This window comes from Bacillus sp. AFS098217, assembly GCF_002551815.1.
GTDB lineage: Bacteria > Bacillota > Bacilli > Bacillales > Bacillaceae_G > Bacillus_A.
The window spans coordinates 306,350-327,803 of sequence record NZ_NVPR01000032.1; the positions used below are offsets into that span (position 1 = coordinate 306,350).

Consider the following 21,454-nt stretch of genomic DNA (forward strand, 5'->3'; position numbering starts at 1 on the left):
TTCCGTCCTTCAATCCAAAACAATTTGGAAATATCCATTCTTGCTGTAGCTGTAATGGATTTCAGAGTGTACAGTTTATGGTAAGCTTTATATCTATTATAAACGAGGTGACATAAAATATGGGAAAAATTCAAATTTCAGGAGAGGTTATTGAAACAAAAGCAATTGCCTTTGATAAAGATGGTACATTGTTTCAAGCTATTCCGTTTTGGCAAGAAATTGATAGACTACGAAAACAGAAATTTTCACAAATTGTTGGCGATACTGTTGTAGATGTAAAAATGGCCAAAGATGCTGGTAGTATTGCTGTAGGTATCGCTAATCATAAGCATGCTATAGAAGAATTAATGCCTTATGCGGATTTTATCATTACAGACTATAGTGATATACAAGTTTTAACGAAAAAAAAGCAGTAAACAAAAAACTTGTCTACTGCATACATTTCCTGCAAAATTTTACTTATGCAAAAAAAACGCTACAAAAAGTTTCACTCTTTTTGTAGCGTTTCATCTAGCAATCTTATTCATATTCGCTCTCCTCTAACCGATTGCGCAACTCTTTAGCACGTTTGAAAAAGAAAAATGATATACATAAAAACAAAACAATGCCACCCATCATCGCCAAGAATTGCATCGTTTCTCTTCCCTCATTAGGAAGCAATAAACCTATCATTAAAAATGTTCCTACTGCAAGAAGAACTTGACCGAAGCGAATATAATCTGCTATTTTCTGTTGTAATTCTTTCATACATCTACCACTCCTCTTTCTCACTGTATCATATTCTAATAGTTTCAGAGGCAAGTAAATACAACCAGTAAGGGAGAAGTTTTCCAAAGTAAAAAGAGCCGCTGCTAAGCGGCTCTTTTTACTTTTCTATACACCTTTATAAGCTTGCATATACACTTCTTTCAGCTCTGAAACCAGCGGTAATTTTGGATTTGCTGTTGTACACTGATCTTCAAATGCTCGTTCAGAAAGTACATCAATAACCGCTTCAAATGCTTCTTTTTCAACACCTTGGCCAGCAATGCTCATATTAATATTTAATTCTTTTCCAAGAGCAATAATGGCTTGTACTAATGATTCCACACCTTCTTCCACTGTGCTTGCTGGAAGCCCAAGCGTTCTCGCAATATGTGCGTAACGCTCATCTGCAACAAAGTGCTCATATTTTGGGAACAGTGCATGTTTTCTCGGTTTAATTGCATTATAGCGAATGACATGCGGCATTAAGATCGCATTCGCACGGCCATGCGGAATATGAAATTCCGGTCCAATTTTATGTGCCAGGCTATGGTTAATACCAAGAAATGCATTCGCAAACGCCATCCCAGCAATTGCTGAAGCGTTATGCATTTTTTCACGTGCTTCTTCGTCATTGCCATCTTTATATGCTCTTGGTAAATATTTAAACACAAGATCAATTGCTTTTAACGCTAAACCATCTGTGTAATCATTTGCCATGATAGACACGTATGCTTCAATGGCATGTGTTAATACATCCATTCCAGTATCTGCTGTTACATGCGGTGGTACTGTCATTACAAATTGCGGATCAACAATCGCTACATCTGGTGTTAATTCATAGTCAGCAAGCGGGTATTTTATATTGTTCTTTTTGTCTGTAATAACCGCAAATGGTGTCACTTCTGAACCTGTTCCAGATGTTGTTGGAATCGCAACAAACTGCGCTTTAGTTCCTAGTTTTGGATATTTACATGTACGTTTTCTAATATCTAAAAACTTTTGTTTTATACCAAAGAATTCTGTTTCTGGGTGCTCATAAAATAGCCACATTCCTTTTGCTGCATCCATCGCTGACCCGCCGCCAAGAGCAATAATAACGTCCGGTTTGAAGCTTCTCATCATTTCTGCACCTTTAAATACAGTTTCATCTGAAGGATCTGGTTCTACTTCAGAAAATATTTCTACTTTTACATCATTTCTATGTTGGGCTAAATAATGCGTTACTACATCAACATATCCATGCTGCACCATTCCAGCATCTGTTACAATGAATGCACGTGAAATGTTCGGCATACTTGCTAAATACTGTGTCGCGTGTTTTTCAAAATAAATTTTTGGTGGCAGCTTGAACCACTGCATATTCTTTTTTCTATTTGCAAGTCTCTTTACGTTCATTAAATGTGTTGCTGTTACGTTTTGAGATACAGAGTTCTTTCCGTATGATCCGCATCCAAGTGTAAGTGATGGAATGAAGGCATTATATACATCACCAATTCCGCCTTGTGATGACGGAGCATTTACGATAAGACGACATGCTTTCATACGTAAGCCAAACTGTTTTTGTATTTCCGGATTTGTAGAGTGAATAACCGCAGAATGTCCTAAACCGCCAAGCTCTAACATGTTTTCACAATGCTGCAATCCTTCTTCTAATGAATTTGCTTTTATACAAGCTAATACTGGACTTAATTTTTCACGAGATAACGGATAAGCTGCGCCGACTCCTTTAATTTCAGCTACAAGCATCTTTGTGTCTTCTGGTACAGTAATTCCTACTAATGCCGCAATATAATAAGGCGATTTCCCAACGATATCACTATTTACTGCACATGTATTCTCATTAATAACAAGTTTCTCTAATTTTTTTCGTTCATCTTCTGTTACAAAGTAACAATTGTTCGCTATCATTTCTTGTTTCACATCATTATAGATTTCTTTATCTACGATAATTGCTTGTTCAGAAGCACAAATCATACCGTTATCAAACGTTTTCGATAAAATCACATCATTTACAGCACGTTTCACGTTCGCTGATTTTTCCATGTAGCATGGAACGTTACCTGGTCCTACTCCTAGAGCTGGTTTACCAGTAGAATATGCTGATTTCACCATTCCTGCTCCTCCAGTTGCTAAAACAAGCGCTACACCTTCATGATTCATTAATTGTTTTGTTGCCTCAACAGAAGGCTTTTCAATCCATTGAATACAGTTCTCTGGTGCACCAGCTTTCACTGCAGCATCGCGCACTGTTTTTGCAGCAGCGATAGAACATTGCTGCGCGGAAGGGTGGAATGCAAAAATAATTGGGTTTCTTGTTTTCATCGCAATGATCGCTTTAAACATCGTTGTTGAAGTTGGATTTGTTACTGGCGTTACCCCAGCAACCACACCGACCGGCTCTGCAATTTCTATTACTTCCTCATGCGGATCCTCACGAATAATTCCTACTGTTTTGTCATTTTTTATGCTATTCCAGATATATTCAGTTGCAAAAATATTTTTAATACATTTATCCTCATATACACCGCGTCCCGTTTCTTCAACAGCCATTTTCGCAAGCGGCATATGTTGATCCACACCCGCAAGTGCCATTTCATGTACAATTTTATCAACTTGTTCCTGTGTAAAACCTTCTAATGCTTGTAAAGCTTTTTTACCATTATTTACTAATGTCTCAATCATTTCTGTTACTTCTTGCGTTTCATTTACAACTTTCTCTTTGACTACCATGTAATTTCCTCCTATTCTGCTATATGGACCTAAATAGTCCCTGATGGTCTTAATAAGTCCATATTGGCGTAAAAAAATAGAGTTACTTTTCCTACATGAATCCCATTGTTTGTGAAACTTTTCACAAGTTTATGTGTGAACATCGTTTCATGAATCTAATATACACGAAATATTTTTATTTGTGTGTGTCTAATTTGTGAAATGTTTCACAAATTAGCATAATGAACAAGCACCGCCCTATGTAGCAGTGCTTGTTCATTATGCTAACGCTTGTGCTAAATCTTCAATTAAATCTTCGCCATCTTCAATGCCAACAGAAATGCGAATTAATGTATCTGTAATTCCTAACTCTTTGCGGCGATCCGCTGGAATAGATGCGTGTGTCATTTGTGCTGGAATAGAAATTAAACTTTCGACCGCGCCTAAACTTTCAGCAAGTGTAAAGTACTGTACTTTCTCAAGTACTTTATTTAACGTTTCTTCACTGTCCACATCAAATGAGATAATCGCACCATATCCATTTGCTTGTTCTTTTGCTAATTCATGATTCGAATGTGATTTAAGACCTGGGTAATACACTTTATTTATTTTTGGGTGATTGTTTAAAAACTCAGCAATCGCACGTGAGTTTGTTTCATGCTCTTCCATACGGATTCCTAATGTTTTTAAACCACGAAGTAATAAGAAGCTGTCTTGTGGTCCAAGAATACCACCTGTTGAGTTTTGTACAAAATGAAGATCTTCTGCTAATTGTGGGCTATTTACAACAACTAAACCAGCAACAACATCACTATGTCCACCTAAATATTTCGTTGCACTATGAAGTACAATATCTGCCCCTAGAGAAATTGGTGACTGCCAGTATGGTGTCATGAATGTGTTATCAATAATTGTTAGTAAACCTTTTTCTTTTGCAAATGTAGAAATTTGCTTAATATCCGTAATTTTTAATAATGGGTTTGTTGGTGTTTCTACATAGATTGCCTTCGTATTCGGACGAACTGCCTCTGCTACCTCATTTACATTTGTTGTATCTACAAATGTATGTTCAATACCGAAGCGATTTAATACTTTTGTAATGACACGATATGTTCCGCCATAAACGTCATCTGTTAAAATGACATGATCCCCTTTTGAAAACAACATAATCGTTGCTGTAATAGCAGCCATTCCTGAACCAAACGCAAAGCCTGCATGACCGTTTTCTAATACAGCAATCATTTCTTCTAATGCTGCACGCGTTGGATTACCTGTACGTGAATATTCGTACCCTTGATGTTTACCAACTGCTTCTTGTCTATACGTACTTGTTTGATAAATTGGTACGTTTACAGATCCAGTTAAGGGTTCTCCTATGCGAATACCATGAATTAACTTTGTTTTTGCTCTCATTTTTATTCCCATCCTTTGTATATGTCTTTGCTTAAATAACGCTCACTACTATCTGGAAAAATCGTGACAATATTCGTACCTGGTTTTGCCTTTTCAGCTTCTAATAGGCTTGCATGAAATGCCGCACCTGAAGAACTACCAACAAGAAGGCCTTCTTTCTGTGCTAACTCTTTCACGCGTCTAAATGCATTTCGATCAGAAATGGTATAAATTTCATCAAAATAAGACGGTTTTAAAAATGGTGGAATGAATTCAAGACCAATTCCTTCTGTTTCATGTGAACCAGCCTCACCACCATTTAAAATAGATCCTTCTGGTTCTACAATTACTGTTTTAATTTCACGATTTTGTTCTTTTAAATAAGACGCAGTCCCCATAAATGTACCACCAGTACCTGCACCTGCCACAAATATGTTAATTTCTCCATCCAATGCTTCCCACAGCTCAGGGCCTAATGTTTTGAAATAAGCGCGTGGATTTGCATCATTTGCAAATTGACTTGGAGAGTATGAATTTGGAATTTCTCTTACTAATTCTTTTGCCTTTGCAATTGCACCAGTCATCCCTTGTTCAGTTGATGTATGCACAACCATTGCACCGAGTGCTTTCATTAGCTCTTGTTTTTCAACGCTAAACTTCTCAGGCACACAAACAATAACACGTAAATTATGCTCTAGTGCAGCAAGTGCCAGTCCAATACCAGTATTCCCCGCCGTTGGCTCAATAAGCGTTCCACCTTGTGTCACGAGCCCTTTTGCTAGTGCATCTTCAATCAATTCTCTTCCCAAGCGATCTTTCACGCTTCCACCTGGATTATAAAATTCAAGCTTTGCAAATAAACGAACGCCCTCTGGAAGTGAAAAGCGAGTAATTTCTACAATCGGTGTATGACCGATTAATTCGTGAACCCCGCGATACACCTTCATCGTGTTTCCTCCTTATTTGCCAATAAAAAAAGGCAACTGTTTGTATTTTCTTTATATGAGACAGTTGCCTTTTTGTTACATTATTTTAACTCTTCTAGTACTTTTACAATAAAGTTTGTAGAATGAAGAGCTGCTTGATCTAAAAATTGATCAAATGAAACGTTTGATTCTTTACCAGCAATATCAGAAAGTGCACGAATAATCACAAATGGAACTTCATATTGATGGCATACTTGTGCAACCGCTGCAGCTTCCATTTCTACTGCGTAAAGGTTTTCGAATTTATCACGGATTGCTGCAACTCGGTTTGGATCACTCATAAATGAATCACCTGTTGCAATCATCCCTTTCACAACTTGAATATTTTCTTCCGCTTTCATACATTTCTCTGCTAATGCAACTAATGCCTCATCAGCTTTAAATCCTGGCGGCATTCCTGGCACTTGACCATATTCATAATCAAACGCAGTTACATCTACGTCATGATGGCGAACTTCAGTTGAGATAACAACATCCCCAACATTTAAAGATTGGTGGAATCCACCAGCTGAACCTGTATTAATTACTTTTTCAGGCTGGTATCTCTCTAATAAAATTGTCGTTGACATCGCTGCGTTCACTTTACCGATACCAGACTTTAACAAGATTACTTCATGTCCCGCTAATGTCCCTTTCGTGAATTCACAACCTGCAACGATTTCTGTTTCTGCCTGTTCTAATTTGTCACGTAAAATACGTACTTCTTCTTCCATTGCTCCAATTACAGCAATTCTCAATCTAATCCCTCTTTCTATTGCTTAGTTGCCTCCATTACCCAGACGAAATGATTTAATCTCGAAAACGTTACATGGAAGCCATTGTTTTCAAAAATAGATTGCATGATCGGAATACGTGTATAGTATTCTGTTTCCAAATCATTCGCTAACTGATGAAAACCTCTTTGTTTTGCGGCTTCAACAGTTTTATCATACGCTTCTTGATCTGCAAATATCGTATCAGCAAAGACTATTTTACCACCTTTGTTCAACAATTGACTATATTTCGCAATTGCCACATCTTTTTCAGCATCTGTTAAATGATGAAATGCATAGGTACTTACAATGGTATCAATAGCATCTGGGACATCAAATTCAAGAAAATCTCCCTCTGTAACTAAAAATTCTTTCGGCAATTTTTCTTTTGCAATAGCACGCATTTCACGTGACGGTTCTATACCGTAAACAGTATGGCCGGCAAGTAATAATTTATTTGTTAAATTGCCAGTACCAACACCAAATTCTAATACATTTCCAAACGATTTGTTTACTACATCCTCTAAAATGTCCTCATAATGGGCGAAAACTTCTTTATATTGTATATCTTCGCCTTGTACGAATGAATCATACGTATGAGCCCATTCATCAAATAAACCATTAAATTCTGTACCCATAAATAATTCCCCTTTTTCTTATCGGTTTTATCAGTATGATATGCCTTCTTTGTAAAAATGTCAATCGAAATGTACATGGTATTTCCTTCTTTTCTTTGTTACACTAGACTTGATTATGTAGAGAGGGGCGGTCTTTATGTCATTTACCTTTGAGATGTTAGAAGATAAAGTAGAATTTTTTGAGGCAGCAAACTTAGTTTCTTTAGAAAAGAAAATTAACGAACAAATTGATAATAACAAAGCACTTATGCTAGAAGTTCATCACATTTCTCATCAAATGATTATGGATCCTGAAAGCAAAAGACCTTATTATAGTGCTGTTGTTCATTTTAAATTAAAAAAATTACGCTAACAAAAAAGAGAGAGGTTATAAGAACCTCTCTCTTTTAGTTTAGAGTTTGAACAAGCGTTGGTTTCCAACCCTCATTGTCTACCCAGTCAATATTTACATAGTATTTTTTCCCAGTTTGCTTATCTTGAACATTACCGTATGCTTTATTCTTACCATTATTTCCAATACGATGAATAATCAATTGATCTACTGGCACTTCAATTGCAGAGGCAATTGCTTGATTCATTTCATTCCAATCTGCTGATCCTTTTTGAAATGTCATTGCCGGTGTTGTACCTTGCGTTGTACCTACTGGTTTCCAAGAAGGTTTTGTATAAGCATCCGTTGCCTTTGGCTGTGTTTTTTCAGCTGGTACCTTTTCGTTTGCTTTTGCTGCTTCTTCAGCCTTTTGTTTCTCTTCTTCAGCTTTTTTCTTTGCTTCTGCTTGCTCCTGTTTCTTCGCTTCTTCCTTCTCTTTCGTTTTCTCAGTTTTATTATCCTTTGTTGTTTGCTGAGATGCTTTATTCTCTTTCGAAGATGCTTGTTCTGTCGTATCAGAAGTAAAGAATATTTGGTACGCTACAACAATGACTGCTAGCAATACGATAGCAATCGCAATATTTAAAACACCGTTTTGACGACGTTTTTGTTGTTTCTCTTGGAATCTAGATCCTCCTGCCATTCTTTCAAACCTCCATGCAGTTTTTCCTACTTGCTATTGTAACATTAAATCTAGAAAGGTTGAACAATTACAATGATATTTTCATGAAATGAAAACATTTAGTAAACTATTGCAAGATTACTTCTAGTCTTCCAAACGCGCAATTTCTTCCACGAATTCTTTAAAAATCGGTGTTACACGATTTTGGTCATTAGCGGTTTCTATGTCGACTACAACTAAAGCATACCTTGGATTTTCATAGGGAAAATAACCCGCAAACCAACGATTTACCCGATTTCCTTTTCCTGTTTGTGCAGTCCCAGATTTTCCAGCGATAGATAAGGGCGATGATTGAAAGACCGAACCAGTCCCTTTCTCCATCGTTACTACATTTCTTAATAATTCTTGTACTTTTCTTACCGTTTCATAAGGAAGTTGTCTTCCTTCCAACTTATGATCTTCGAATTGAAAAAAACTCGTTCCGTTTTTATATCGTACTTCTTTTACAGCCTTTACTTCCCGCTTCTCTCCACCGCGGGCAATCGTTGCCATCATATTTGCAATAGCTAAAGGGGATATTCGCACATCCTTTTGCCCAATTGTCGTTTGAGCAATCGCTTTATGACTGCCTTTATTTTCTTCCCCATTCCAAACAATCGCATCCTTTTCTTCTGGCAATTGTTTAAACTCCGTTGTATGGAACACGGAACCCTTCCATCCAACTTCTCCGCTTGCTCCTAACGCCTCTAAATATGCTTCTATCACCTTTTTATCCTTTTGCATCAATTCGTTACCAAGCACAGCAAATGTGCGGTTACAGCTTCTAGCAAAGCTGTCTTTAAAGTTTAATTGGCCCATCCTAACTTGCGGAAGTTTTTCACCATATGGATCTGTATCACAGTTAAACGTACGGTTACGCTGAACAAGATTTTGATCAATTGCCGCAGCAGCTATTACTGTCTTAAAAACAGAACCAGGAAAATGAGGCGTTAACATTTGGTTTTCCACCGCTTGCTGATATGTACGCTCATCATTCGTCTGTAAAGATGGTTTACTCACCATTGCTAAAATTTCACTCTTTTTCACATCAAGTAGTACTAATCCACCTTTTTTTATTCCATGCATTTGTAGAAGCTCTTCTGCTTTTTGTTGCAATGATTTTTCTATCGTTGTTTGAATCGTAACGGGATAAAATGGATTTCCAGGGGATGTATATTTTGCTTGTTTTCCAAAAATCGGTTCTCCCTGCCTGTCTACTTGATATAATACTTTTGTTTCTCCATCAGTCATTAGAAATTCATCAAATGATTGTTGCAATCCGGAAATACCAATCGGTGTTTGGCTAGGTAACTTTTTCATCTCTCCGTATCGTTTTTGAAATTCCTTCTCGTTTTCTCCTACTGCACCGATTACATGTTCTGCTTCTGATATTTGTTTCATCCTGACTTCAGTTGCTACCATACCTAACATATCAGCACGATTAATCTTCTCCATCTGTTCTTTCGTTAATCGGAACGGTCTATCACCTCTTTGAAATATAAATGGTTTCTGTTTATCCTTCATTTGTGCCTTTACGTCTTGCCCTGGCACACCAATAATATGCGTAATTTTCTCTAACATGTCATTTTTTATTTGTAGAAATGGAAAAATAACTAACACTGGATATTTTACTTCACCAAGTTCCGTTCCATTTCGATCAACAAAATGCCCCCTACCGTCATCCACTGTAACTGCTTGTGTACGCTGAGCAACACTTTTTTCAATTAAATTGATATGCTTATCCGTAAATGACTCAGTAGCTATCAGTTGTATTTGTGCTAGCCTACCAAGTAATGCGAGCATCATACATGTAAAACAGAGTAAGGTGATCATAATTCTCCGCTTGATTTTCATAAAACAACACCTCGTCTATTTTAGTTTAGACGAGGTGTTGTTCCTTTTATACAAAACATAATGAGCGTTTGTATCTTTCTTGCTACCATGATACTACAAGTCAGTGTCACAAATAGCGGGCTAAATATTGTTTTTCTTCCCTATAAAAGGCAATTACCCCAAAGTCTTGAGCACATGTACGAAATAAGAAAGACTAAAATAATAAAAAAGGTTCNNGAACCTTTTTTATTATTTTACAGAGATAATTTCTACTTGCATTTCTCCACCTGGTGTTTGGATTGCTACCTTTTCACCAATTTGCTTACCTAATAAGCTTTTTGCGATTGGAGAATCGTTAGAAATTCTTCCTTCAAATGGATCTGCTTCTGCGCTACCAACAATTGTGTAAGCTTCTTCATCACCATCTGGTAATTCTTTAAACGTTACTGTTTTACCTAATGCTACAACTGTAGACTCTTCACCATTGTCTTCAATGATAACTGCATTACGGATCATATTTTCTAGTTGTGTAATACGTCCTTCTACGAATGCTTGCTCATCTTTCGCTGCATCATACTCAGAGTTCTCAGAAAGATCGCCGAAGCTACGTGCGATTTTAATACGTTCTACAACTTCTTTACGTTTTACTGTTTTTAATTGCTCAAGCTCGTTTTCTAATTTTTGTTTACCCTCTTGCGTCATAGGGTATGTTTTTTCTGTTGCCATGTTTTCCACTCCTTTTATATACCAATCCCCCAAAAAAGAGGAGTTCAATATGAAAACTCCTCCGCTTTATCCTATAGCGGAGGTTCCTAGTACACATGCACTAGCGGAGTTGTCACATACAACCCCGTATTTTCCAATTCTTCCTCATATAAAGAAGATATGTATGGAAAGTTCATATAAATATGCCCTCACCTATAGATAGATGAGGTTGGCATGTTTCATTGTATTCGATAGAAAGGGAAAAAATCCCTTCCTATCGTATATCTTTTACTATGCTATTACAAATTCACTTTTTCTTCAAGAATTGTTGCGATTTTTGTAACCATAATATCAATTGCAACATGATTTTGTCCACCTTCTGGAATAATAATATCCGCAAATTTCTTAGAAGGCTCAATAAATTGATTATGCATTGGGCGTACAACATTCACATATTGTTCAATGACAGAATCCATTGTACGACCGCGCTCTTTAATATCGCGTTGCATACGACGTAAAATACGAAGGTCAGCGTCCGTATCAACAAACACTTTAATATCCATTAGCTCACAAAGACGTGGGTCTTCTAAGATTAGAATCCCTTCTAAAATAACTACATCTTTCGGTTCTACTGGAATAATTTCTTCTGAGCGTGTATGCAATGTATAATCATATACGGGCTTCGCAACCGGCTTATATGAAAGCAACTGCTGTAAGTGCTCAATTAGTAAGTCATTATCAAATGCTAATGGATGATCATAATTTGTTTTTAAACGCTCTTCCATTGGCAAATGGCTTTGATCTTTGTAATAATAATCTTGCTCCAAAATTAAAATGGAATGACCTTGAAATTGATCAAAAATTGCTTTTGTTACACTTGTTTTACCTGATCCTGAACCACCAGCAATTCCAATTACAACCGGCTTATTCGTCCCCATTCAAATACCACTCTTTCTTATTGATGTATGCTTTTGCGCATCATGTTGTTCACATACACTGGTTGATCCACTTTGAATTTCACGATTTGCAGCGGATGTCTCGCTGCATCTAATTCGTTTCCATCCTCATCCCAAATTTTCTCCACCGTTTGTGTAAAGTTTTCTATTTCTGGTCCAAAGAATTCAACTTCATGGCCAGGTTTGAAGTAATTACGCTGCTCTAACGTCACAATGCCTGTTTCTTCATTATAATCTAACACTAAACCAGCAAAATCATACGTTGTTTTCTTACTATGATTTCCATACATTTGTTCTAAGTGCCCAGGAACCCCTTCAAAGAATGCAGGAGCTGTATCACGATTTGCACATTTATCAAGTTCATCTAACCATTCCTGTTTAAACTCAAAATTATCAGGATCCGCGCAATACGTATCAATTACTTTACGATATACAGTTGCTACTGTTGCTACGTAATGAATAGATTTCATGCGCCCTTCTACTTTCAAGCTGTCAATTCCAATTTCGATCATTTTCGGAATCGAAAGAATTAGATTTAAATCTTTTGGACTCATTGCAAAATGAGCATCGCCTTCTTGGAATAAAGGAAGTTCTTCTGCTTCTTTATGTTGTGATACTGTTTGAACTAAATCATAATCCCAGCGACAAGACTGGCAACAACCACCACGGTTAGAGTCACGTGCTGTCATATGGTTACTTAATGTACATCTTCCAGAGTATGCAATACACATTGCACCGTGGACGAATGCCTCAATTTCAATATCAACATGCTCTTTAATTTCCTTCATTTCTTCATAGCCGACTTCACGAGCTAATACAAGACGGTGTAATCCTTCTTCCTTCCAGTACTGAGCCGCTTTCCAGTTAGACAATGATTGCTGTGTACTTAAATGCACTTCAACAGAAGGTGCTACACGTTTACACGTCTCAATAATAAGAGGATCTGCAACGATAATACCCGTTACACCAGCTTTTTCAATCCCTCTTAAATATTCTTCTAGCCCATCCATATTTTCGTTATGAGCAAAGATATTTGTTGTTACGTATATTTTTGCACCATATTTCTTTGCAAATTCTACGCCTTCCGCCATTTCTTCTAGCGTAAAGTTACCTGCATTTGAACGAAGACCAAATTCTTGTCCACCTAAATATACAGCATCTGCACCGTAATGAATAGCTACTTTTAATTTTTCTAAATTACCTGCAGGGATTAGCAGTTCAGGTTTTTTCACAATAACGCGTTTTCCATCGATTACACGTGAAATTTCTTGTACAGTCATATCCTACACCCTCCTCTTTAGTAAACCGTTTCTTTAAAGAAGAATCCAGTATCTAACCGACGATTCACCGGTTGGATTTCTTCAATTTCTTTATATAAATCGTCTTTCACGTCATAATACGCATCACGATCTTCTACACATAAATCAATTGCCTTACGATATTTCTTTGTCACTTCAATAATGTACTCAGAGTTTTTTAGCACACCATCAATTTTCAAGCTATCAATTTCAGCATCAATCAGTTCATCTAACTCATCAATGAAACAAATATCATTTGGACTCATAATATGAGTACCATTTTCATCTTCATAAATTGGATATTTATTATTACGTTCCGGATCATGTAAGAACATATTTTCTTCATATTTTTTCTTTTCAATTTCCAGATTACGATCTTGATACTCAAAATAGTTTCCTACTAATGAACGTTTCGATTGGAACATACATGTCATACCGTGAATTTGTACTTCCAGCTCCACTTCAGCTTTCTCTTTTAATTCAACAATTTCATCTAAGCTTAATTCACGTGCGAGCACAGCACGTTTTGCACCTTTGCGTCCCCAGTAGTTACATGTAAACCAGTTCGTTGCTGTTGTTTCCGTATTCCAATGCATTTTCATATTTGGTGCAACCTCACGCACCGTCATTAATACAGCTGGATCTCCAAATACAACTGCATCTACGTTTACTTCTTGTAAAAATGAAACGTAAGCTTTTAATTCTTCTACTTTGTCGTTATGGAACATAGCGTTCATCGCTACGTATACTTTCATACCATTTTCATGTGCAATCTTTACAGCTTGTTTCACATCATCACGTGAGAACTCCCCTGCTAAACGTAAGCCAAACTGTTGTTCACCAATCATCACTGCATCTGCACCTGCTTTTGCAAGTGGTTCGATATCCGCCACATTTCTTGGCGTTACTAACAACTCAGGTTTTTTCATTGTATGTCACCCTTTCTTTTTACTCACTGCTACTCCGTCACCAATTGGGAAAATGGTTGTATCATATCCTTCATGATTCATGAGCCACTCGTTATACGTTTTAATTCGTCTAATTAAACCGCGTGTACGTCTATTTTCAATGTGTTCCTTTGTCGTCACAAGACCGTGATATAGTACATTATCTGAAATAATGACACCACCAGGATTTAATAACGGTTCATACAAGTCAAAAAAGCGACGATATTGCCCTTTTGCAGCATCAATAAAAATAACATCAAATGTTCCATGTTCTTTTACTTGTTCACCTGTTTCTAATGCGTCACCATAAATAACGGAAATACGCTCGTTCACAGGAGAACGCTCTATATATTCAAGTGCTTTTTCATATCGATCGCCATTGCGTTCTACTGTTACAATACGCGAATTTGGAATAGATTGCATCATACGAATACTGGAATAACCGATTGCTGTCCCAAGCTCTAATATGCTTGTCGGTCCAATTAAACGTAAAAATTGCAACATAAATTCCATTCCAAGACGATCCATAATCGGCACATGATGTTCACTTGCATACTCTTCCATTTCAAGAATCAGTTTATCTTTTGGATCAATAAATGATAATAGGTACTCGTTAACTGCATCCTCCATAAATGGTCCTCCTTATTTACATGGAGAAGTGCCTCTATGACGTGTCAGTCTTTGTCTTTTCACACATAGAATGCAATAAAAATACAAGCCAGCTTTACCCTTAGCTTGTACGTCCCGTTTTGATATTAAAAACGATTCTTCTGCCAGTTTTTAACCCGATATATTTTACCACAAAAAAGAGGGATATGCGACCCTTTTCGCTCTCCCTCCTATTTTCATTTCTTTTGTGTAATATATTTTTGTTTTAATGCATTGTGCTCTTCTAACGTTTTCGCATAATACACTTCACCATTTGGTGCTGCTAAGAAATAATAATAATCAGTTTGTGCAGGCTCTAACGCTGCTTCTATAGAACGCTTACTAGAATTCGCAATGGGTCCAACAGGTAATCCTTTTACAACATACGTATTATACGGTGAATTTACTTTTAAATCCTCATATAATACACGTTCTTTATGCTTTCCAAGCGCATATAATACCGTCGGATCTGTTTGCAGTGGCATTCCCTTAGCTAAGCGATTATAAAAGACGCTAGAGATCTTTTGACGGTCTGTATACCCAGTCGCCTCTTCCTCAATTAAAGAAGATAGTGTTAAGAGCTGATGAACGTCCAACTCCTTTTCTTTCATTTTCGCCTCATTTTGAACAATGAGCGCATTTGTTTTCTCAAGCATCGGCGTCACAATTTCTTCCAAGGTTGTATCTTTTTTATAGAAAGAATATGTCGCTGGATATAAATAGCCCTCTAACGGATATTTAATGTTGCTATCAAAAATCTTGTTCGTCAATAATACCGGATACTTTTGTTGCATCTTTTGAACAAACGCCTTATCGTTTAATTGACGCACAACATCATCTTTATTCCACTTCAATTCCTTCGCAATCATATCTGCAATTTCAACAACTTGTGCACCCTCTTTAACCGTCAGTTTATAGGCAACTGGACGATGCACATTACCCGATGACATTTGTTCCATTACATCATCTACATTCATTGACGAATTTAATAAATATGTACCCGCCTGTAATTTTTTAGATTTTACTTTTGCATAAAAACTAAATACTGTACCATTTTTAATAGCACCTTTTCCCTCTAAAATTTCTCCGATTTGACTTGTAGATGAACCCTTTGGAATCTCGACTTCAATTTCTTTTTTATTTCCGCTATCAACTGGTTTTAATGCAGATAAAATATACGCATAGATTGACACGCAGACTACAATTAGTGCAATAACTGTTATGAAAAGGGCGCGTCTACGCTTCTTCTTCACTTGATTCTCTATCAAAGTTCTTCCTCCTTATTCCATTGTAGACCATATGTACTTCCTCTATACAATGCTCTACAAAACCAAAGCAAAGCTCATGCATTTGCAGATCGTTTTTTATTTAATACAATCCGTCTTATTATACTATAAATAATTATGTGGTTTCGACAAAAATATCTGTCATTTTACAAATGAATACAAAAAAAGATGGGCTGTCATACAGCCCATCTCTTCATAAATTATTCTTCGCCATCTTCTTCTGCAGCAAGAGTGTTAAACATTTCTTGTACCATTTCCCACTCTTCTTCAGATTCGATTGGAAGCAATGTTCCACCAGATTCATCTTCGCTTTGCTCATATGCCATTGCATCGTAAATTGGGTCTCCATCTTCGTCAACTTCACCAATTGGGGAGAAGACTACATATGATTTATTCCCGAATTTCTCAGCATCGAAAGTGAAAATAATTTCACATAAATGCTCGTTTCCTTTTTCGTCTACAATTGTAATTTGATTTTCTTCCATTCTGGTCACCTCTTATTTGCTATCTAAATATCCTTGTAAAATCACGACTGCAGCCATCTTATCAATGACTTGCTTTCGTTTTTTTCGGCTAACATCAGCCGAAATAAGAAGACGCTCCGCCGCCATTGTTGACAAACGCTCGTCCCATAGTAAAACTTCCAATTGCAACAGTTCACGTAAACTTTGAGCATATCGCTGACATGCTTCGCCACGCGGACCAATCGTACCATTCATATTCTTTGGCAATCCTACTACTATCTTGTCCACATTGTACTGTTTTACTAACTCAGACACCCGATCAAAACCAAAAATTTCTCGTTCTTCATTGATTTTAATCGTTTCTAAGCCCTGTGCCGTCCAGCCCATTTCGTCGCTAATTGCAACACCGACTGTTTTTGTACCAACATCTAAACCTAATATCCGCATAAACTACTCCTCATGATGTTGTTTCAAATAAGACTTCACAAGCTCTTCAATTAACTCATCACGTTCAAGCTTGCGAATAATGCTTCGTGCATCTTTATGACGGGGTATGTATGCTGGATCTCCACTTAATAAATAACCGACAATTTGATTAATCGGATTATAGCCTTTTTCTTGAAGTGCATCATACACAGTTAAAAGTACATCGTTTACATGGACACTCTGTTTTTCATCTTGAATGCTAAACTTCATTGTTTTATCAAAACCGTCCATTTTAAGCACCTCACTTATAAGTAGTAAGTATAGGGAGAAGACTTTCTCCTCTCCCTACTATTGTACACTACTATCTCTTTATTTTGAAACAGATTTAACGTACTCTTCTACAAATGCTAAAGCTTCATCCACTTGTGCCGGGTTTTTACCACCTGCTTGAGCCATATCAGGACGGCCTCCACCGCCACCGCCACAGCGAGAAGCAACTTCTTTCACAAGTTTACCTGCATGGTAGCCTTGGTTGATTAAATCTTTCGTTACACCTGCTAGGATATTCACTTTATCATCATTTACAGCTGCTAATACAACAACTGCAGACTCTAATTTGTTTTTCAGGTCATCCATCATTGTACGTAAGTTGTTCATATCTGCAACATTTACTTTTGTTGCTAATACATTAACCCCGTCAACTGTAAGAACTGAATCTGTTAAATTTCCAGCTTCAATGTTGCTTAATTTAGCAGCAAGAGATTCGTTCTCTTTTTGAAGTTGTTTCACTTCAGCAAACAGGCCGTCTACTCTTGTTAAAATATCTTTCGGATTTGTTTTCATTTTACCAGCAGCTTCTTTTAATAAACCTACTTGATCATTCATTAATTCGTATGCTGATTTTCCAGTTACTGCCTCAATACGACGCGTTCCTGCTCCGATACCAGACTCAGCAACAATTTTGAAAATACCGATAGATGCTGTGTTATCAACATGGCAACCGCCACAAAGCTCTAGGCTGTAATCACCTACTTGGACAACGCGTACAACGTCTCCGTATTTTTCACCGAATAATGCCATTGCACCCATTTCTTTTGCTTCTTCGATTGCTTTTTGAGAAATCTCAACATCAATACTTTCCCAAATTTTTTCGTTTACAATACGCTCAATTTTTTCTAATTCGTCAGCTTGTACTTGACCGAAGTGAGAGAAGTCAAAGCGTAAACGTTCTGAAGTTACAAGAGAACCTGCTTGGTTAACATGTGTTCCAAGTACATCCTTCAGTGCTTGGTGTAAAATATGCGTTGCTGTATGATTTTTCACAACACTGCTACGGTTTTTCATATCGATAATAGCTTTTACAGCTACTTCTTTCGTTAATGTACCTTCTTCTACAACAACTTTGTGTAAGTTTTGACCATTTGGTGCTTTTTGTACGTCTTTTACAAGAACTTTCACACCGTCAGCAAGAAGGTAACCACGGTCTGCAATTTGTCCGCCGCTCTCAGCATAGAATGGTGTTACATCAAGCATTAATTGTCCTTCTTCACCTGCTTGTAGGCTATCTGTGTACTCGCCATTTTTCACAAGGGCAACAACGTTACTTTCTGTCGCAACTGTACCGTAACCAACGAACTCGCTTGCTACTTTAATTTCTCCAAGTACCCCGCCTTGAACTTGCATAGAATCAACGTCTTGACGAGCAGCACGTGCACGTTCACGTTGTTTTTCCATCTCTGCTTCAAAACCTGCATGATCAACTGTCATACCAGCTTCTTCTGCATATTCTTCTGTTAATTCAATCGGGAAGCCATATGTGTCATATAGACGGAACGCATCTGCTCCAGAAATAACAGTTGTTTTTTCTTCTTTCGCTTTTGCAATTACTTCTGCTAAGATTGCTTCTCCATCATGAAGTGTTTCATGGAAACGCTCTTCTTCGTTTTTCACAACGCGTGCGATAAAGTCTTTCTTTTCAAGAACTTCTGGGTAGAAGTCTTTCATTACTTCTCCAACAACCGGTACTAATTCATACATGAATGGGCGGTTGATGTTTAATTTCTTCGCATAACGAACAGCGCGGCGTAATAAACGACGTAATACATAACCACGGCCTTCGTTAGAAGGAAGCGCACCGTCACCAACAGCAAATGTTACTGTACGAATATGGTCAGCGATTACTTTAAACGCCATATCTTTTTCTACATCGCCACCGCGATATTTTTCACCAGAGATTGATTCGGTTGCACCAATCATTGGCATGAACAGGTCTGTATCAAAGTTTGTAGGTACATCTTGAACGATAGATGTCATACGCTCTAGACCCATCCCTGTATCGATGTTTTTCTTCGGCAGTGGCGTATATGAACCATCTGGGTTATGGTTAAATTGTGAGAATACAAGGTTCCATACTTCTAAGTAACGCTCGTTTTCGCCGCCCGGATATAATTCTGGGTCGCTAAAGTCGTTACCGTAAGCTTCACCTCTGTCATAGAAAATTTCTGTGTTCGGTCCACTTGGGCCTTCACCGATATCCCAGAAGTTTTCTTCTAAGCGAATGATGCGTTCTTTCGGAACACCCATTTTCTCATTCCAAATTGTAAATGCTTCTTCATCTTCTGGATGAATTGTAACAGATAGTAATTCTTTATCGAATCCAATCCATTTGTCGCTTGTTAAAAACTCCCAAGCCCATGTGATTGCTTCTTCTTTAAAGTAGTCGCCAATTGAGAAGTTCCCTAGCATTTCAAAGAATGTATGGTGACGAGCTGTTTTCCCAACGTTTTCAATATCGTTTGTACGAATTGATTTTTGTGCATTTGTAATACGTGGGTTTTGCGGGATTACACGGCCATCAAAGTATTTCTTTAATGTCGCTACACCACTGTTAATCCATAAAAGAGATGGATCCTCGTGTGGAACTAATGATGCACTTGGTTCAATTGCATGCCCTTTCTCCTCAAAAAAGTCTAAAAACATTTGACGAATTTGTGCGCCTGTTAATTGTTTCATCTATATTTCCTCCTTTAAGAAATTCCATAAAAACAAAAAACTCCCGTCCCTATAAAAGGGACGAGAGTTAACTCGCGATACCACCCTAATTATGAAATAAAAAGCGGAAGCGTCTCGCTTAAAAGCGGAAGAAATTGGACCAGTCGAACCGAAAGACGCTTTTTGTCTTTCAGTGAGATTGGGAAATTTCGGAGCTTTTAGACGCTGAAGCTAGATTGCATACCGTAATATGCATTTATTCCATCACCTCATGGTGCCGTAACGTGGCAAGACGGCAGGGATTAACTGCTCTCAGGATTAGCGTTCTGTCACCCTTCATTTAAAGCTTCTTTCAGCCATTGGAAGCTTCTCTCTGAAAATGGACTGTAACATACTCATTCCGTCATCAATTTCACAACATATATAATACATTTTATTATATAAACTTATATAAGTTTATGTTATATGCCAAAATTGTAGCGAATCCGTTTCCATTTGTCAATGTTTCCAGAGTGGCTTTATATGAACAACTACTGTTCGAATCACCGCTAAAATAGGAACTGATATTAAAAGACCTACAATTCCGCCAACTTCTCCTCCAACTAGTAGTGCAAGCATAATAACAACCGGGTGCATACGTAGTGATTTCCCAACAATATACGGAGATAGAATGTTACTTTCAACAAATTGTAAAATAGCAAGAGCAATACTAGCTTTCACAAAAAGATTTGTGGACACTGTTGCTGCAATCATCAACGTCGGAATTGCTCCTAAAATTGGTCCAAAGTAAGGAATAATATCGGTAACTCCAACAATAATGCCAAGTAGTAAAGGATATTTCATACCGATAAACCAAAAGGAAAGAGCGGACATTCCTCCTAAAACTAAACAAACAAATAATTGTCCTCGAATATAACTTCCAAGTGATTTATCAATTTCTTTTGTCAACTCTTGTCCTGTACTACGCCATTTTTGCGGAATAATATTCCAAAAAGTACGATAAAATTCTCCATAATCCTTTAATATGTAAAATACAATGAATGGAATTAAAAAGATGATGAGCAATGAATCCAATATACCACGCGCTGTACTCATCATTTTATTTAATAACGCTTGTATCTTCATTTCAATTCCAATAAAAACTTGCGTTACTTTCTCATGAATAAACGATGGAAAATTGTCTGTCTGCTCTGTCACACCATCCATCCACGAATCATACATTTTCATAAACTGTGGGAATTGCTTATTGATTTCTTGCAGCTGTGCCATAACAATCGGTGTTCCTTTATAAATCCCATACCCAAGACCAGCAAAAAAGAGAATATAAATAAGCAAAATAGCAAGTGTACGTGGCATTCCTTCTTTATGTAATTTTTCAATTAAGGGATGCAGTAAATATGCAATGAAACAAGCAATAAAAAACGGTGTAATCGCCACCTTAAACACAAATATAATCGGCGCCCATAACGGTTTAATTTTTAAGAAAACGAACAAACATAGAAACACCAATAACAGTAATCCTAATCGATAGATCCAAATGATTTTAAGATTCTTCAAACGAAAAACCTCCTCCATCCTTATTTTGAAAAGAAATAGAGAAGGTTATGTGTAAAACTTTTAAAAAAATAAGCGTACTAAAATATTT

At 37.2% G+C, this 21,454-nt stretch carries 21 protein-coding genes; 2 read left to right on the forward strand and 19 right to left on the reverse strand.

What is annotated here, in order from left to right:
- Window positions 1–119 precede the first annotated feature (119 nt).
- Window positions 120–416: an HAD family hydrolase gene (locus COO03_RS09870; RefSeq protein WP_097896997.1), complete on the forward strand. Its 297-nt coding sequence runs from the start codon at window positions 120–122 to the stop codon at window positions 414–416.
- A 103-nt stretch (window positions 417–519) separates the two neighbouring features.
- Here the strand turns inward: COO03_RS09870 and COO03_RS09875 are convergent, their stop codons facing one another.
- The 6 genes from COO03_RS09875 to COO03_RS09900 form a co-directional block, all read right to left on the reverse strand.
- Window positions 520–747 carry a YrhC family protein gene (locus COO03_RS09875; RefSeq protein ID WP_097896998.1) on the reverse strand — a complete coding sequence of 76 codons (228 nt, stop codon included), beginning with the start codon at window positions 745–747 and terminating at the stop codon, window positions 520–522.
- Between the two features lie 126 nt (window positions 748–873).
- Window positions 874–3,477: a bifunctional acetaldehyde-CoA/alcohol dehydrogenase gene (gene adhE, locus COO03_RS09880; protein WP_097896999.1), complete on the reverse strand. Its 2,604-nt coding sequence runs from the start codon at window positions 3,475–3,477 to the stop codon at window positions 874–876.
- A 258-nt stretch (window positions 3,478–3,735) separates the two neighbouring features.
- A complete protein-coding gene (locus tag COO03_RS09885) occupies window positions 3,736–4,869 on the reverse strand; it encodes a bifunctional cystathionine gamma-lyase/homocysteine desulfhydrase (RefSeq protein WP_097897000.1) in 1,134 nt (377 codons plus the stop codon).
- Between the two features lie 2 nt (window positions 4,870–4,871).
- A complete protein-coding gene (locus COO03_RS09890; protein ID WP_097897001.1) occupies window positions 4,872–5,795 on the reverse strand; it encodes an O-acetylserine dependent cystathionine beta-synthase in 924 nt (307 codons plus the stop codon).
- Between the two features lie 80 nt (window positions 5,796–5,875).
- A complete protein-coding gene (gene mtnN / locus COO03_RS09895) occupies window positions 5,876–6,571 on the reverse strand; it encodes a 5'-methylthioadenosine/S-adenosylhomocysteine nucleosidase (protein ID WP_097897002.1) in 696 nt (231 codons plus the stop codon).
- Between the two features lie 14 nt (window positions 6,572–6,585).
- Window positions 6,586–7,224, reverse strand: a complete 639-nt coding sequence (locus tag COO03_RS09900; RefSeq protein WP_097897003.1) for a class I SAM-dependent methyltransferase — start codon at window positions 7,222–7,224, stop codon at window positions 6,586–6,588.
- A gap of 136 nt (window positions 7,225–7,360) precedes the next feature.
- Here COO03_RS09900 and COO03_RS09905 point away from each other — a divergent pair, with 136 nt between their 5' ends.
- Window positions 7,361–7,576, forward strand: a complete 216-nt coding sequence (locus COO03_RS09905; protein WP_002015268.1) for a YrzA family protein — start codon at window positions 7,361–7,363, stop codon at window positions 7,574–7,576.
- 34 nt (window positions 7,577–7,610) lie between these two features.
- On the opposite strand, the gene COO03_RS09910 is transcribed toward COO03_RS09905, so the two are convergent.
- The 13 genes from COO03_RS09910 to COO03_RS09970 form a co-directional block, all read right to left on the reverse strand.
- Window positions 7,611–8,237: a YrrS family protein gene (locus tag COO03_RS09910; RefSeq protein WP_097897004.1), complete on the reverse strand. Its 627-nt coding sequence runs from the start codon at window positions 8,235–8,237 to the stop codon at window positions 7,611–7,613.
- Between the two features lie 123 nt (window positions 8,238–8,360).
- Window positions 8,361–10,109, reverse strand: a complete 1,749-nt coding sequence (locus COO03_RS09915) for a peptidoglycan D,D-transpeptidase FtsI family protein (RefSeq protein ID WP_097897005.1) — start codon at window positions 10,107–10,109, stop codon at window positions 8,361–8,363.
- Between the two features lie 228 nt (window positions 10,110–10,337).
- Window positions 10,338–10,814 carry a transcription elongation factor GreA gene (greA, locus tag COO03_RS09920; RefSeq protein WP_097897006.1) on the reverse strand — a complete coding sequence of 159 codons (477 nt, stop codon included), beginning with the start codon at window positions 10,812–10,814 and terminating at the stop codon, window positions 10,338–10,340.
- Between the two features lie 278 nt (window positions 10,815–11,092).
- A complete protein-coding gene (udk, locus tag COO03_RS09925) occupies window positions 11,093–11,731 on the reverse strand; it encodes a uridine kinase (RefSeq protein ID WP_097897007.1) in 639 nt (212 codons plus the stop codon).
- A 17-nt stretch (window positions 11,732–11,748) separates the two neighbouring features.
- The gene (locus tag COO03_RS09930) at window positions 11,749–13,029 is read right to left on the reverse strand and encodes a peptidase U32 family protein (protein WP_097897008.1); all 1,281 of its coding nucleotides are present in this window, start codon (window positions 13,027–13,029) and stop codon (window positions 11,749–11,751) included.
- Between the two features lie 17 nt (window positions 13,030–13,046).
- Window positions 13,047–13,976: a peptidase U32 family protein gene (locus COO03_RS09935; RefSeq protein WP_097897009.1), complete on the reverse strand. Its 930-nt coding sequence runs from the start codon at window positions 13,974–13,976 to the stop codon at window positions 13,047–13,049.
- A gap of 6 nt (window positions 13,977–13,982) precedes the next feature.
- The gene (locus COO03_RS09940; RefSeq protein ID WP_097897010.1) at window positions 13,983–14,624 is read right to left on the reverse strand and encodes an O-methyltransferase; all 642 of its coding nucleotides are present in this window, start codon (window positions 14,622–14,624) and stop codon (window positions 13,983–13,985) included.
- A 215-nt stretch (window positions 14,625–14,839) separates the two neighbouring features.
- Window positions 14,840–15,910 (reverse strand): endolytic transglycosylase MltG, encoded by a 1,071-nt coding sequence (gene mltG, locus COO03_RS09945; RefSeq protein ID WP_097897011.1) that lies wholly within the window; start codon window positions 15,908–15,910, stop codon window positions 14,840–14,842.
- 218 nt (window positions 15,911–16,128) lie between these two features.
- On the reverse strand, window positions 16,129–16,413 hold the full coding sequence (locus COO03_RS09950; protein WP_097897012.1) for a DUF1292 domain-containing protein: 285 nt from the start codon (window positions 16,411–16,413) through the stop codon (window positions 16,129–16,131).
- 12 nt (window positions 16,414–16,425) lie between these two features.
- Entirely contained in the window at window positions 16,426–16,839 is a 414-nt protein-coding gene (gene ruvX, locus COO03_RS09955; protein ID WP_097897013.1) for a Holliday junction resolvase RuvX, read from the reverse strand.
- Between the two features lie 3 nt (window positions 16,840–16,842).
- A complete protein-coding gene (locus COO03_RS09960; protein WP_097897014.1) occupies window positions 16,843–17,109 on the reverse strand; it encodes an IreB family regulatory phosphoprotein in 267 nt (88 codons plus the stop codon).
- Between the two features lie 78 nt (window positions 17,110–17,187).
- Entirely contained in the window at window positions 17,188–19,830 is a 2,643-nt protein-coding gene (gene alaS, locus COO03_RS09965; RefSeq protein WP_097897015.1) for an alanine--tRNA ligase, read from the reverse strand.
- Window positions 19,831–20,307: 477 nt separating this feature from the next.
- Window positions 20,308–21,384: an AI-2E family transporter gene (locus tag COO03_RS09970; protein ID WP_097897016.1), complete on the reverse strand. Its 1,077-nt coding sequence runs from the start codon at window positions 21,382–21,384 to the stop codon at window positions 20,308–20,310.
- Between the last annotated feature and the right edge of the window lie 70 nt (window positions 21,385–21,454).

Bases quoted from the DNA above. Each gene is read 5' to 3' on its own strand.
- greA (WP_097897006.1), bottom strand. From the start codon at position 10,814: ATGGCAACAGAAAAAACATACCCTATGACGCAAGAGGGTAAACAAAAA.
- COO03_RS09930 (WP_097897008.1), bottom strand. From the start codon at position 13,029: ATGACTGTACAAGAAATTTCACGTGTAATCGATGGAAAACGCGTTATT.
- COO03_RS09885 (WP_097897000.1), bottom strand. From the start codon at position 4,869: ATGAGAGCAAAAACAAAGTTAATTCATGGTATTCGCATAGGAGAACCC.
- alaS (WP_097897015.1), bottom strand. From the start codon at position 19,830: ATGAAACAATTAACAGGCGCACAAATTCGTCAAATGTTTTTAGACTTT.
- COO03_RS09960 (WP_097897014.1), bottom strand. From the start codon at position 17,109: ATGGACGGTTTTGATAAAACAATGAAGTTTAGCATTCAAGATGAAAAA.
- COO03_RS09890 (WP_097897001.1), bottom strand. From the start codon at position 5,795: ATGAAGGTGTATCGCGGGGTTCACGAATTAATCGGTCATACACCGATT.
- COO03_RS09915 (WP_097897005.1), bottom strand. From the start codon at position 10,109: ATGAAAATCAAGCGGAGAATTATGATCACCTTACTCTGTTTTACATGT.
- COO03_RS09935 (WP_097897009.1), bottom strand. From the start codon at position 13,976: ATGAAAAAACCTGAGTTGTTAGTAACGCCAAGAAATGTGGCGGATATC.
- udk (WP_097897007.1), bottom strand. From the start codon at position 11,731: ATGGGGACGAATAAGCCGGTTGTAATTGGAATTGCTGGTGGTTCAGGA.
- COO03_RS09875 (WP_097896998.1), bottom strand. From the start codon at position 747: ATGAAAGAATTACAACAGAAAATAGCAGATTATATTCGCTTCGGTCAA.
- ruvX (WP_097897013.1), bottom strand. From the start codon at position 16,839: ATGCGGATATTAGGTTTAGATGTTGGTACAAAAACAGTCGGTGTTGCA.
- COO03_RS09970 (WP_097897016.1), bottom strand. From the start codon at position 21,384: ATGGAGGAGGTTTTTCGTTTGAAGAATCTTAAAATCATTTGGATCTAT.
- adhE (WP_097896999.1), bottom strand. From the start codon at position 3,477: ATGGTAGTCAAAGAGAAAGTTGTAAATGAAACGCAAGAAGTAACAGAA.
- COO03_RS09910 (WP_097897004.1), bottom strand. From the start codon at position 8,237: ATGGCAGGAGGATCTAGATTCCAAGAGAAACAACAAAAACGTCGTCAA.
- COO03_RS09940 (WP_097897010.1), bottom strand. From the start codon at position 14,624: ATGGAGGATGCAGTTAACGAGTACCTATTATCATTTATTGATCCAAAA.
- COO03_RS09900 (WP_097897003.1), bottom strand. From the start codon at position 7,224: ATGGGTACAGAATTTAATGGTTTATTTGATGAATGGGCTCATACGTAT.
- COO03_RS09950 (WP_097897012.1), bottom strand. From the start codon at position 16,413: ATGGAAGAAAATCAAATTACAATTGTAGACGAAAAAGGAAACGAGCAT.
- COO03_RS09870 (WP_097896997.1), top strand. From the start codon at position 120: ATGGGAAAAATTCAAATTTCAGGAGAGGTTATTGAAACAAAAGCAATT.
- COO03_RS09905 (WP_002015268.1), top strand. From the start codon at position 7,361: ATGTCATTTACCTTTGAGATGTTAGAAGATAAAGTAGAATTTTTTGAG.